Raw genomic sequence first — 12646 nt, 5'->3', positions numbered from 1 at the left:
GTTATTTTATTGATAACCGCTCCCATATCCATCCGGGAATTAACTTCCAGAAGAATACGAGGATTTTGTATTTATAATCAATTACGACAATTCTTTTCTTGCGCTCGATAGCTTGCGTTATTTTAACAGCTACCTGATCTGCTTTCATCAAAAGAGGATATGCTCTGTCTTTCAATAAATCCGTTTCAACAAATCCGGGACGTATATCCGTAAACTGGATGTTTAATTTTTTAAGATGTGCTAATTGGGCTAAGGCCTGTATGTAATTGTTCTGAAAACGTTTGGTTGCAGAATAGGAGGGAGCAACCCCAATTCCTTTTGTTCCTGCAATGGAACTGATAACAGCAATATGACCAAAACCTTGTCTTTTAAAGAAATCAAATGCAACTGTAACCATTCGCGTAAAACCTTCCACATTCGTACGAACGGTATTCAGCTCTATCTCCGGATTTAACTCTTTGTTCTGACTGCCGATGCCCGAGCTAAGCAGGAAAATATCCATCCCCCCCGTCTTTTGTATCAACGAGTTCAGATGTTCTGCGGCATCCGGAGAGGTAATGTCGAATGCTTCATATGCAACCTGATCGGGAAACTGATTCTGCAGTTCCTGCAGGGCATTGATCCTTCTTCCTGCAATACCGACACGCCAACCTTTTTGGATATAACAACGTGTTGTTTCCAATCCTATTCCCGAAGTCGCTCCTATGATTAATATACGCTTCATGTCAATGATAGCTTGAAAGATATTGTTCCTGATATGGGAATGGATCAATCTTGTTTACCGTAATTTTCTGCCCATTACGGACGCATAGGTATGATTCTTTTCGGAGTATCCGCTGACTAAAATCGAAAAAGATATTGGGGTTAACATGTTCTCCGTTTATTCTTATTTCGAAATGCAGATGTTCTGTTGTCGCCCTTCCCGTACGTCCTGTAAGTGCAATCGGTTCTCCGGCCTTTACAGGATCACCCGGTTTTACCAGATTCTTGGAATTATGACTGTATACTGTTTCTAATCCATTGTAATGACGGACTACAATAACATTTCCATAGGCGGCGTAAGGAGCTGCCATTCGTACAATACCATCAAAAGCGGAAACTATAGTATCTTTTGCGCAAGTTTTAATATCTATGCCGGAATGTCCCCTTCTTCTCCCTCCGTAATCCGAAATAACTTTTCCGCCCGGCAAAGGAAATGCATATTCCTGCTCTGAAATAGTTGAGAAATCTATAATAATGGTATTTCCTGAATTAAAGAGCAAAGGATCTGTTGCTTTGACATGCTTGGTCTGAAAAGCACTGAATTTTGTTGTTACCGGTCTTCTCTCAGCTTTTTGCAAAGCGGGTTGAGGAGGCGTGGGGAATTCTGCAATTAATTCAGCAGAATGAGTTGGTATTACTAAAGAAGGATATTTTACAGGATAAATATTCGTTTTATTAGTGACCTGAACATTTTTACGCGTTGAACAAGTCGTAATACCCGCAAGGATTCCTATATAAAATATGATTAATATAACTTTTTTAATCACAGTCATTTTCTGAAATTATAATACGAAACGAGTTTATAATTACCTGTAGGCAACTAAAAGCTTCAAAAATAATGAAAAAAGATAGATATGTCTTGATTCTTGATGATGTTTTTCTCTTATATCGTATTATTATCTTAAAAAACAGAATATATTGATAAAAAGACTATTTTTGTGTACTTATTTCTATTACTAAGAAAAATTAGTCAAAAATGCGCATTTCTATTGTTTTGTCAAGTTTGTTGTTTGCTATATTGTTGTCTCTAACTTCTTGTGTAGAAGATGACTGTGAAGTTGATCCTTTAAAACGAACGCTCCTTGTTTATATCGGTCGGGACAATGACCTGAATCAAGCCTATGAAGATAAACGGGATGCAATTGTTGAAGGATGGAACGGCGAAGGAGGCAATTTGGTAATTTATCAAGATTTGCCGGATGGAGCAAAATTAGAAGTTATCTACAGAAATAAAAAACAAAATAAATCGCGGATAATCTATGAAGTTCCGAGTGAAAACTCTGCTGATGCCAAGGTTTTGGCAAAAGTAATCGAACGAACCGTCGAAGAATGCCCGGCCGATTCTTATGGTTTGGTTGTTTTCTCTCACGCATCAGGGTGGTTACCGGATGCAACTCTTAATTCACCCCGTTCCATTATTAAAGATAACAATACATGGATGAATCTGCCTGATTTTGCAGATGCTATTCCTGATGCATTGTTTGACTTTATTGTTTTTGAGGCTTGTTATATGGGAGGAATTGAAGTAGCCTATGAATTGAAAGATAAAACAGAATATGTTCTATCTTCACCTGCAGAGATCTTGTCGCCCGGCTTTAAGGAAGTGTACAAGACTTCAATTAATAGTTTATTTCTGGCAGAGGCGGATTTGTCTTCTTTTTTTACGGATGTATATGACTATTTAGGAGAAGAAAGTTCCTTTAAATCTGTGACTTTAAATCTTATCCGGACATCAGAATTAGAAAAGCTGGCTGAGTGGGTGAGAAGAAATACGAAAGACGAGGAATTCCCTTCTATAGATGGCATACAGGTATTTGACAGAAGTAGCAACCATCTCTTTTTCGACTTTGAACAACATTTCGCGCGTTTGACAAAAACAGAATATGCTAAGTTAGAATTAGCCCTTTTGTTAGAAAAATGTGTTATCAACAAAAAAGCTTCACCCACGTTTCTCCTAAATTATGGCGGTTTCAAAATTGAACATTATTCAGGACTGACGACGTATATCGCGCAAGAACGTTTTCCTTATTTGAATGGAGAATATAAAAGGACAAAATGGGCGCAAGCGATTGCGCAATGAATGTAGAACATTCAGTTTTATGCGATTTTTTTTTGCACATTTGTACCGCCTATAGATATTGATAGGGTGAATACAAAAAAGAATTTTCATGAACTACTCTATATTTTGCCAAAAAGAACTAATGCGCTTTCTCTTTCTTATTGTTTTATTGGGTATAGAAACAGTCGCTTCCTTGTCGGCTCAGATTAATGAACGGGTATATATTGAGGACAATACAATTCTGCCGGAAAAGAAGGGAGAGCTCTCTTTTGAAATTGATAATATTACCTTCTTTAAGAATAACGAATATGAAGGGGATATTTTAAAAGGACATACACTCCCCGGTTTCTGGTTGAACGGGAAGGTCGTTTACCAACCTTTGGAAAATATAAAATTAGAAGGAGGTATTCATACATTATATTACTATGGAACAAAACGTTATCCGTCTTACGCCTATATGGATATTTCGAGCTGGAATCCGGATAGCTACCAACATGGAATTCGTTTATTGCCTTTTCTGCGGGCACATGTCTCTTTATCGAAACACTTAGACTTGGTTTTAGGTGATATATATGGTGGTGCTAACCATCAGCTAATTCTACCATTATATAATCCGGAATTAAACCTGACGGCTGATCCTGAGATGGGTGCTCAGTTATTGTATAAATCCCGCTTCTTTGATGCCGATGTCTGGGTGAATTGGCAAAGCTTTATTTTTAAAAATGATATCCATCAGGAAGCATTTACTTTTGGACTGTCTTCGAAAATCAAATACAATAGCACTCAATCAGACTTTCATTTCTATTCTCCAATACAAGTATTGGCTCAACATAGAGGGGGAGAGATAGATACGATACAAACGAATTCTGTTAATACCTTGATGAATGCAGCGGCCGGTATTGGAATGGATTGGAATGCAAGATATCGTGTTTTCAAGAAATTAACGGCCGAGTTTAGTATGCTCGGATATTATCAGCAAGCAGGTAAACTTTGGCCGGTCGATGATGGAACAGCATTTCATTTCGCTTTGACAGCGGATGTTTCAGATTTCCGACTGAAAACGGGATATTGGAAAGGAACGAATTTTATTTCTCTTTTTGGTATTCCTTATTATGGTTCGGTTTCCACAGTGGATCAGACTACGGTCTATAAAGATCGTTCTACAGTTTATGCAGGTTTTGAATACAGTCGTACTTTCGGAAATAATTATTCTCTTGGCGTAGATGTTGATATTTATAGCACTAAGGCTGTTGGGTTACAAAACAAAACCTCTTTCTCTGCCGGTGTATATTTACGTATAAATCCATCCTTCCTGTTGAAAAAGTATTGATGTCTCTTTACGTTCTGTAACAGTTAGCTATCTTTGCTTCGAAATATAGAAAATAAAACAGAATGATCGATTTCAATAAAATACCATCACCATGTTATGTGATGGAAGAGAAACTATTAAGAAATAATTTATCTTTGATAAAACACGTAAAAGACAATGCCGGGGTGAATATAATTCTTGCCTTTAAAGCATTTGCCATGTGGAAATCTTTTCCAATTATACGTGAGTATATACCTTATTCAACTGCCAGTTCTCGTTTTGAAGCCCGGTTGGCTTATGAGGAAATGGGAAGTCCGGCACATACTTACTCTCCGGCTTATACAGAAGCTGATTTCCCTGAAATATTGAAATATAGTAGTCATATAACATTTAATTCTGTTGCTCAGTTTAATCGTTTTTATCCGATGGTTCAAGCCGATGGAAATCGGGTTTCGTGTGGTATAAGGGTAAATCCCGAATATTCGGTTGTGGAAACAGACCTTTATAATCCTTGTGCTCCAGGTTCACGAATGGGTGTGATTGCCGATGAATTAGGAAATGTGTTACCGGAGGGGATAGAAGGGCTACATTTTCATACCTTGTGTGAATCTTCCTCTTATGATTTGGAGAAAACTCTGAAAGAAGTAGAATTGCGTTTTGGGCATCTTCTTTCTAAAATCAAATGGTTAAATATGGGAGGAGGTCATTTGATGACGCGTAAGGGATATGATATTGACCATTTGATCAAGCTCTTGCAAGCCTTTAAAGCTAAATATCCTAATCTGGAACTTATTATGGAACCGGGAAGTGCCTTTGCCTGGCAAACCGGATTTTTGTTGACAACAGTAGTTGATATTGTGGAAAACAAAGGAATTAAGACGGCTATTATAGATGCCTCATTTACGTGCCATATGCCGGATTGTCTGGAAATGCCTTATAAACCGGTTATTCGTTATGCAACAGATGCAATAGAGGGAAAGCCAACTTATAGAATAGGTGGAAACAGTTGTCTCAGCGGTGATTTTATGGGTGACTGGTCATTCGAAAAACCGCTGCAAATCGGAGATAAGATCATCTTTGAAGACATGATTCACTACACCATCGTTAAAACAAGTATGTTTAACGGTATTCCGCACCCAGCACTTGCGCTATGGAGCAAAAATGATGAATTTGTTTTGTATAGAACGTTTGGTTATGAAGATTATAAGAATAGGATGAGCTGATTGTATTAAGAAATTAAAATTTTGGATAAGACATGTCCTACCCATAAAGCGGCAATTCCTCCCAATATGCTTGTCGCTATATACAAAGCTGCCATACCGTAATGCCCCATTTCAATTAGTTTTATATTTTCCGCCGAAAAGGTGGAAAAAGTAGTGTATCCTCCGCAGAAACCGACAATTAATAAAAATCTTAACTCATTATTGAATATTTCATATCGTGTAGTTAACCCCATTAAAAAACCAATAGCAAAACATCCCAATATATTTACAACAAAAGTACTTAGTGGAAAAGAGTTGGGAAGTTGTTTCATTATCCAATATGTAGTTAGATATCTCAATCCGCTACCGATACCACCACCTAAAGTCACTAATAATAAATGTTTGATCATTTTTGTCTGTTTTTTGTACTTGATTATCTCCTTTACTTGATTGTCAGAGAAGCTCGGAAGAAATTGCTAAAATCTGACAGATGAAGAGAAAATCTTTTGGCTTCATTTTATCTTTCAGATGTTTTATTGTCAGGTAAATATGACTTTCCACTGTCCGTTGTGGAATCTTTAGCAACTCCGAAATCTCTTTCGTCTTCATGCCGTGTATGTAAGCAAGGATGAATACCTCACGTCTTTGTTCCGGTATCTGTTCAAGCAGAGAATAAAGTAGTTTGTAAAAATCTTTTGAATAGAGTTCTTCTAAAACACTATTCTCTCCACTGATCAAATTGCCATAAAGTCGTGCGTGTTCTATCGTTGCATGTGAGTTGTATTTTTCTACAGATTGATTCTTTTTCAAATAATCTAAACAACGCGTATAAGCGGCCTGGAACAGGTAGGAGTAGAAACCGTTCGTAATTTTTAGTTTTTTACGATTCTCCCACACGTATAAAAAGACATCTTGAGTTATATCTTCGGCCACTTTGCTTTCTACAATAGAAGATGTATAAGCAAGTAATCGAGGATAAAAGAAGCAAAAGAATTCATTAAATGCATCCCGGTTACCTTTTCTTAAGTCTTCAAGTATTCTTTTTTCTAAAAATGAGCTCACAGTGACAGAAATGTGTTTTATTAACACACAAATGTAAAAAAATATATACGATTTACTTTATATAAGTCAGATAATCTCACGCGCAATCCAGGCGCAAGCCTCTGCATCAGCAAGGGCATGATGATGATTCTCTAATGTATATCCACAACAAGCTGCTACTGTGTGTAGCTGGTAGTTCGGGAGGTTTTTTATTTTCTTTCGTGAAGACTGGAGGGTACAGAAGAATGTGTAATCCGGATAGTCCATACAATAGGTGCGGAAGACAGCTTTAAGGCATCCTTCGTCAAACGCTTTGTTATGCGCGACTAAAGGGAGTCCTTCGATGCGTATGGCTATTTCTTTCCATACAAATGGAAAAACAGGGGCGTTCTCTGTGTCGGCTTGCGTAATACCGTGAACGCGCGTATTCCAATATGAATAAAAATTAGGTTCCGGTTGAATCAAACTATAAAAACGATCAACAATTTCCCCATTTCTGACGATGACTAAACCGACACTGCAAATGCTGGTACGATATTGATTTGCTGTCTCAAAATCAATGGCGGCAAAATCTTTTATCATGTCGTTTTATTCGTTTATTGATTGATAAAATGGACAGTTTGACAAGCCGTTAATGCTGCCGTTTCTGTTCGCAGCCGACTTTCTCCAAGTGATATGGGGATGAATCCTTCTTTTTGGGCTAATTCAATTTCTTCGGAACTGAAATCACCTTCCGGACCGATTAGTATAAGAGCCTGTTCTCCCGGTAGGCAGGCTTGCTTAAGTAATCGTTTCTCTCCGGGTTCACAGTGGGCAATGAACTTTTTCCCTTCAAAAGATTGCTTTACGAACGACTTAAAGTCGGTCATTCCGTTAAGCGAAGGTAGCGTTGCTTTAAGCGATTGCTTCATTGCGCTAATCAATATCTTTTCTATGCGTTCTGTTTTTATTTCCCGGCGTTCAGAGTAACGACAATTCAGAAAGGTTATAGCATCAATTCCAATCTCTGTTGCTTTTTCTGCAAACCATTCCATACGATCCATGTTTTTCGTTGGGGCAACAGCAATATGCAAATAAAAAGGCCATAGAGATGGCTGAGGAATCGTTTCTATGATTGATACTAAACAATGCTTCGGATGCGCTTGCTCAATAATAGCCTTGTGAAAATTCCCTTTCCCGTCTGTTAAATTAATTTCCGAACCTTCCCCAAGCCGAAGTACGCGAATGCAATGTTTAGCTTCTTCTTTGGGTAGTTCCTGATTCGTTATTATCTCCGGTGTATAAAATAATTGCATAGTTTTATCCCAAAATCATTCCTACCAATGTGGCCGACAGGATCGATACCATACCTCCCGCTATCATTGCGTACGGCCCTAAGCGAGTAATCATTCCTCTCTTATCCGGAGCAAGTACCCCAATACCTCCGATCAAAATGCCAATGGAAGATATATTTGCAAAACCACACAGTATATACGTACACATTATAATTGATTTCTGAGACATGAATAGTCCCAATTCTTTCCATTCCTGAAACTGAACAAAAGCTACAAATTCATTTAAAATAGTTTTCTGCCCAAGTAACGAACCTACAAGCATCATGTCTTCTGTAGGAACACCGATCAGCCACATGAACGGAGCGGTGAATACGCCTAAGATAAACTGAAAAGTAAGCCCTGTACTTTTACCCTCTGTTATTTGATAAATCCAATCATTTAGCCCTGTATAGTGACCGATCAGATTATTTAATATATAATTGGCCATTGCTACTAACGCAATGAAAACAAGCAGCATGGCTGCAATATTCACCATTAAGCGAATACCTATACCCGTTCCGGAAGAAATAGATTCAAGTGCTGTCGAATTAGACTCTGTTTTATCCGTTTCCACCGTTTGGTCGATTACTGTTTCCGTTTGCGGATAAATCATTTTTGAAATAACGATCGCTCCCGGTATAGCCATCATTGTCGCAGAAATAAGATGTTTTGCAAAAAATAAACGTTGAACAGGATCATTACCAGATAATAATCCGATATAAGTACCCATCAAAGAACCGGCAATTGTAGCCATACCGGCTACCATAATCAGAAATATTTCAGAGCGGTTCATAGACGGGATATAATTCTTGATTAACACAGGAGCTTCTGTCATGCCTAAGAATAGATTACCCGACACAACCAGACCTTCGGCACCTGAGATGTTCAGTATTCGTCTTACTGCCCATGAAAGTCCCTGCACGATGCGTTGGATGATTTCCCAATGATAAAACAGAGAGACTAATGCTGAAAAGAAAATAACAACTGGCAACGAATGGATCAGGAACACAAACCCTCCTGCTTTTGAGGCATATGGACCGAGTAGAAAATCAACCCCTGCCTGCGTAAAATCCATTAACCGAATAAAAACCTTACCTAATAATTCAAAAAAAGCACCTACAATCGGCACATATATTACGGCCAAAGCAAATGCTAATTGAAGTATTAATCCTACACCAACTAATTTCCAGTCAATTTTTTTTCTGTCCTTACTTAACAGATAAGCTACGACCAAGATGGTGCAAATCCCTAAAATTCCTCTCCAAAGTGTATCAAAACTAAAGCCCGCTGTTTCATTAATCATTTAGTTGTATCCTCCCGTTCTCTTCTATCTTGTTCGTCTCTATATAATTTAGCGAATTCGTAATTTTCCGAAGCTATTGATTCATCCAACCGCTGTTGTAACTCACCAGAAGACATCAAGGACAACCATTCTTTCAGCTTGTCTTCATCCTTTAAATCATCCGGCTCAAGCCGTTGATCCTGTTCCTGTTCGTTTTCATCCGCTGAATCGTCAGAATCCGTGCCGTCTTCTTCAAGCATAATTCCGCATTCTTCCATTATTTCCGGAGTGGTATAAATAGTACATGACATACGTAGCGCGATCGCAATCGCATCCGACGTACGTGAATCAATTCGTATTTGTTTGTCAACTGTGTCAATAATAAGTTCAGAAAAGAAAACCCCATCTTCAAACTTGTAAATAAAAACTTCCTGCAGCTTTAAATCAATAGTTTGTATCAACTTGGTAAACAAATCGTGAGTAAGAGGTCGGGGAGGGGTAATATGTTCTAAGGCTATCGCAATAGATTGTGCTTCAGCTGTTCCAACGATAATCGGAATTCGTCTTAATCCATTTTCTTCTGCCAGCACCAAAGCATATGCACCCGACTGTACTTGGCTGTTAGTCAATCCCTGTACCCGCAGCTTTATTTTTGTATCCACATCTAAAATTATTGCTGATTAGTTGAAGACAAAAGTAATATAAAATACCATATAGACAAATCGATGAAGAGTACGAATCAGCAATTTATTAATCAATAATATACCTGTTTTGTAAGTAATCTATCCATCGAATTTGTTCATCCGAAGTAAAAAAAACACGCATTAATCTGAAAAGCTTCTCATAGGTAATCTCAACAAAGCTGTTTTGACCTTTGGCTGTTAATAGTTGTTTGTATTCCGGTAACGCTTGTTTGTGGAAATGAGTATTCCCTTCCGGATAAAGATGTATATGATGGAAATAATGAATATCCCCACGTATTACCATTGAATACCCCAATATGTGATCCATACTTCATGTTTTTTACAAAAACAGTATTTTTGTTCTATTGCAGTGCGGTTTTTAAAATTATTTGCACTATTATGGTGCAAACACCTTTGTGTAGAATTACGGTGAAGATAGACAATATTTGGATCAGTCCGAAACCCCGGTTGTTATTACACTTGGATTATGTCGTTTTTAATGGGATTACCTCAATAGGTTAAAACAAATCGTGGACAGCAAATGTAAAAAAGCGAAATAAAAAACAAAATAATAGCAAAATTTGTCATTTTCAGACAAATTGTCGTCGGCTTCAACAGCGTTGTTTTAACGCGCTTTATTAAATAAAATGACAATATATGTACCCGAAAAACAAACACCGAAAAACCACACTTAAAACGCACGATACGGCATGCCCGTTTTTTTGAATTATCAAAATTGAACAAAAAAAGGCAATGGATAAAATCTCCCTATTCTTTTTGGAAAAAGATTCTATTCTTTTTTTGAATATAAAGGATATTTTTCAGAAAATAACCTTTATATTTTCGGTAAAAAACGGGCTATTTTAGTCTAAATGCAATATTTATTGGTCTAAAACGATGCTATAAATCAAAAAACAAGGATGGACATTTTTTTATGCGTAAGTAAAAGGACGAAAAAAGTATCTATTTGTCAAAATAAAACACAAAAAATAAAAACTATTCGATTGATTTTAATGTGTTGTAAATCAATAATATGAACGGGATTGATTTTGTTGGAAGCCAATAAATACTTTCGGAAAACAAACAGCTAAAATTGAATTTTTATTGGGTAGTACTACCTAAAATAAACTACCCGATTAGCTACCCTTAATTAAATTTGTTCTTATCTTTGCTATATGTCATATAAACCACCATATAAGATCACCCCAAAGATTATTGACCTCGTTTCCAAGATAAGCGAAGCGGTAGGGAGTTTCTATGCTCAAGAGGAATTACGATTACATCGAATAAACCGCATAAAAACGATTCAAGGTTCTTTAGCTATTGAAGGTAACAGTTTGACGACAGATCAAATAACAGCGATATTGGATGGTAAACCTGTTATTGCACCAATCAATGAAGTACAAGAGATACGAAATGCCATCAAAGCATATGAACTGCTTGATAAATTGAATCCGAATAGCATAGAAGATCTTCTTAAAGCACATCTTACTATGGAGACAGGATTAATTGACGATGCAGGGCATTTTAGATCAGGAGGTGTTGGTGTGGCTTCGGGTGAAGAGATAATTCATTATGCACCGCCTGCTCACCTTGTACCTCAATTGATGAAAGACCTTTTTGAGTGGTTGAATATGACAGACGAACACCCTTTGATAAAGAGTTGCATATTTCATTATGAATTTGAGTTTATACACCCTTTTTCGGATGGCAACGGACGAACAGGCAGATTGTGGCAAACGCTAATTCTCTCCAATTGGCGACCTGTATTCAAGAATCTACCTATTGAAAATATCGTTTATAAATATCGTAAGGAATATTATAAAGCTATTGCAATTAGCGGAGGCGAAGATGGTTGTACTCCATTCATTGAATTTATTTTAGGTGTAATTGACGAAACATTGGCACTTGAAAGCAACACTCCACGTTCAACTCGTGATAAAATCATAGAACAAATACGTAATAATACCAAGATTACACGCAACGAGCTAGCCGTTATATTGGGTATTACTGCAGATGGTGTTAAATATCATTTGCAAAAAATGACAGCGGATGGTGTTATTGTTCGGCATGGTTCGGCTAGAGGAGGATATTGGGAGATTATGAAAGATTGATTATCAATTATTACAACATCAAGTCTATGGATAAAAGACAATTAAAAAACGAATTATGAGCTAAAATAGATTTATTATTTAAGCGAATATATATTTTAGCTGGTAATATTTATATTTGGTTTTGGTTAATTAGAGCAATCTTTTTTCGAGAAAACACGACTTTTGAAGATTACCTCCAATGGGCGTTTCTGTCATTTGGCTTTTATCTTTTTATTCAAAATAATGCCCTGTTCAGATAAAGGAAAAATAAATATGAATCTATTCTATCCTACTGTTACAGAAGAAGGATTGGTTTATGTTATCGAAAGCAATATTGGAGATATAAAACATGGATTATCAACTGATTCTTTCAAGGAAGATCTTCGCATAGCTGTCATAAATGATATTAGTACAGATGAGTTTGAAATAGAATGTCGAATATATGCCAAAAACATAAAAGATTTCATTTCTAAGAATTTTAAGGTAAGAATAGAACTCGAAAATTAACTCATACACTATCTTGGAGAAATAAAAGGCGAAATAATCACAGATGTTATCTTTGCTTACTTCCCGATGCACTCTATTCACATTCTTAGTTTTCAGCACTTTGCAATTTAAAAGGTACGGCAAGCTATTTTATTTCATTCTCAAAAATAGTTGAATGTTCATGGTGTTGAATATCAACGTCTTGTAGCTTTCGCTCGTACCTCGGCTTTTGAGGTTGCCTTTTTGCCCTGAAACTCTGGGTACAAAGGTACGAAAAAACAAGTAGAAACGTAAGCCTCCGGTAAACCACGTATTGCAGTTCTTTACAAATTGATATAACTAGCCTCGAGTAGGATCAAGTCTTATCCTATTTGGGGTTAGTTGGTACAAGTTTGGCCTATTCTTAACGAGTAGGA

General features: G+C 37.0%; 14 protein-coding genes. 5 read left to right on the top strand and 9 right to left on the bottom strand.

Annotation, left to right across the window (positions count from 1 at the left end; genetic code table 11):
* Position 1: 1 nt before the first annotated feature.
* Positions 2-724, bottom strand: a complete 723-nt coding sequence (locus PHT93_RS02865) for an SDR family NAD(P)-dependent oxidoreductase (RefSeq protein WP_300239224.1) — start codon at positions 722-724, stop codon at positions 2-4.
* 1 nt (position 725) lies between these two features.
* Positions 726-1535 (bottom strand): M23 family metallopeptidase, encoded by an 810-nt coding sequence (locus PHT93_RS02860; protein WP_300239221.1) that lies wholly within the window; start codon positions 1533-1535, stop codon positions 726-728.
* 203 nt (positions 1536-1738) lie between these two features.
* On the opposite strand from PHT93_RS02860, the gene PHT93_RS02855 reads away from it, so the two are divergent.
* The 3 genes from PHT93_RS02855 (at position 1739) to nspC (ending at position 5353) form a co-directional block, all read left to right on the top strand.
* Positions 1739-2842: a clostripain-related cysteine peptidase gene (locus tag PHT93_RS02855; protein WP_300239219.1), complete on the top strand. Its 1104-nt coding sequence runs from the start codon at positions 1739-1741 to the stop codon at positions 2840-2842.
* A gap of 88 nt (positions 2843-2930) precedes the next feature.
* Positions 2931-4151: a hypothetical protein gene (locus tag PHT93_RS02850; protein ID WP_300239217.1), complete on the top strand. Its 1221-nt coding sequence runs from the start codon at positions 2931-2933 to the stop codon at positions 4149-4151.
* Positions 4152-4213: 62 nt separating this feature from the next.
* Positions 4214-5353, top strand: a complete 1140-nt coding sequence (nspC, locus tag PHT93_RS02845; protein WP_300239215.1) for a carboxynorspermidine decarboxylase — start codon at positions 4214-4216, stop codon at positions 5351-5353.
* 5 nt (positions 5354-5358) lie between these two features.
* On the opposite strand, the gene crcB is transcribed toward nspC, so the two are convergent.
* From crcB to PHT93_RS02810, 7 genes are all read right to left on the bottom strand, one after another.
* Positions 5359-5742 (bottom strand): fluoride efflux transporter CrcB, encoded by a 384-nt coding sequence (crcB, locus tag PHT93_RS02840; protein ID WP_300239212.1) that lies wholly within the window; start codon positions 5740-5742, stop codon positions 5359-5361.
* Between the two features lie 43 nt (positions 5743-5785).
* Positions 5786-6394, bottom strand: coding sequence for an RNA polymerase sigma-70 factor (locus PHT93_RS02835; protein WP_300239210.1), 609 nt, complete (start codon positions 6392-6394; stop codon positions 5786-5788).
* A 66-nt stretch (positions 6395-6460) separates the two neighbouring features.
* Positions 6461-6952, bottom strand: a complete 492-nt coding sequence (locus PHT93_RS02830) for a 3'-5' exonuclease (protein WP_300239408.1) — start codon at positions 6950-6952, stop codon at positions 6461-6463.
* A gap of 17 nt (positions 6953-6969) precedes the next feature.
* On the bottom strand, positions 6970-7668 hold the full coding sequence (locus PHT93_RS02825; protein ID WP_300239208.1) for a 16S rRNA (uracil(1498)-N(3))-methyltransferase: 699 nt from the start codon (positions 7666-7668) through the stop codon (positions 6970-6972).
* Between the two features lie 4 nt (positions 7669-7672).
* Positions 7673-8989 carry a nucleoside transporter C-terminal domain-containing protein gene (locus PHT93_RS02820; RefSeq protein ID WP_300239206.1) on the bottom strand — a complete coding sequence of 439 codons (1317 nt, stop codon included), beginning with the start codon at positions 8987-8989 and terminating at the stop codon, positions 7673-7675.
* On the bottom strand, positions 8986-9630 hold the full coding sequence (locus tag PHT93_RS02815; protein ID WP_300239204.1) for a bifunctional nuclease family protein: 645 nt from the start codon (positions 9628-9630) through the stop codon (positions 8986-8988). Before PHT93_RS02815 ends, PHT93_RS02820 begins: the two co-directional genes overlap by 4 nt.
* Before the next feature lie 88 nt (positions 9631-9718).
* Complete coding sequence (locus PHT93_RS02810; RefSeq protein WP_300239202.1) at positions 9719-9979, bottom strand: hypothetical protein; 261 nt, start codon at positions 9977-9979, stop codon at positions 9719-9721.
* 847 nt (positions 9980-10826) lie between these two features.
* On the opposite strand from PHT93_RS02810, the gene PHT93_RS02805 reads away from it, so the two are divergent.
* Both PHT93_RS02805 and PHT93_RS02800 read left to right on the top strand, forming a co-directional pair.
* Positions 10827-11765, top strand: coding sequence for a Fic family protein (locus PHT93_RS02805; protein ID WP_300239200.1), 939 nt, complete (start codon positions 10827-10829; stop codon positions 11763-11765).
* Positions 11766-11987: 222 nt separating this feature from the next.
* Positions 11988-12251 carry a hypothetical protein gene (locus PHT93_RS02800; RefSeq protein WP_300239198.1) on the top strand — a complete coding sequence of 88 codons (264 nt, stop codon included), beginning with the start codon at positions 11988-11990 and terminating at the stop codon, positions 12249-12251.
* Positions 12252-12646: the final 395 nt, after the last annotated feature.

Origin of the sequence: Massilibacteroides sp. (genome assembly GCF_028705895.1) — a bacterium.
Classification (GTDB): Bacteria; Bacteroidota; Bacteroidia; order Bacteroidales; family Tannerellaceae; genus Massilibacteroides.
This window is presented reverse-complemented; position numbering and strand designations above follow the sequence as displayed.

What these genes read in the sequence shown, in the direction of transcription:
- PHT93_RS02865 (WP_300239224.1), bottom strand. Translation starts at nt 724, where the DNA reads ATGAAGCGTATATTAATCATAGGAGCGACTTCGGGAATAGGATTGGAA.
- PHT93_RS02860 (WP_300239221.1), bottom strand. Translation starts at nt 1,535, where the DNA reads ATGACTGTGATTAAAAAAGTTATATTAATCATATTTTATATAGGAATC.
- PHT93_RS02855 (WP_300239219.1), top strand. Translation starts at nt 1,739, where the DNA reads ATGCGCATTTCTATTGTTTTGTCAAGTTTGTTGTTTGCTATATTGTTG.
- PHT93_RS02850 (WP_300239217.1), top strand. Translation starts at nt 2,931, where the DNA reads ATGAACTACTCTATATTTTGCCAAAAAGAACTAATGCGCTTTCTCTTT.
- nspC (WP_300239215.1), top strand. Translation starts at nt 4,214, where the DNA reads ATGATCGATTTCAATAAAATACCATCACCATGTTATGTGATGGAAGAG.
- crcB (WP_300239212.1), bottom strand. Translation starts at nt 5,742, where the DNA reads ATGATCAAACATTTATTATTAGTGACTTTAGGTGGTGGTATCGGTAGC.
- PHT93_RS02825 (WP_300239208.1), bottom strand. Translation starts at nt 7,668, where the DNA reads ATGCAATTATTTTATACACCGGAGATAATAACGAATCAGGAACTACCC.
- PHT93_RS02820 (WP_300239206.1), bottom strand. Translation starts at nt 8,989, where the DNA reads ATGATTAATGAAACAGCGGGCTTTAGTTTTGATACACTTTGGAGAGGA.
- PHT93_RS02810 (WP_300239202.1), bottom strand. Translation starts at nt 9,979, where the DNA reads ATGGATCACATATTGGGGTATTCAATGGTAATACGTGGGGATATTCAT.
- PHT93_RS02805 (WP_300239200.1), top strand. Translation starts at nt 10,827, where the DNA reads ATGTCATATAAACCACCATATAAGATCACCCCAAAGATTATTGACCTC.
- PHT93_RS02800 (WP_300239198.1), top strand. Translation starts at nt 11,988, where the DNA reads ATGCCCTGTTCAGATAAAGGAAAAATAAATATGAATCTATTCTATCCT.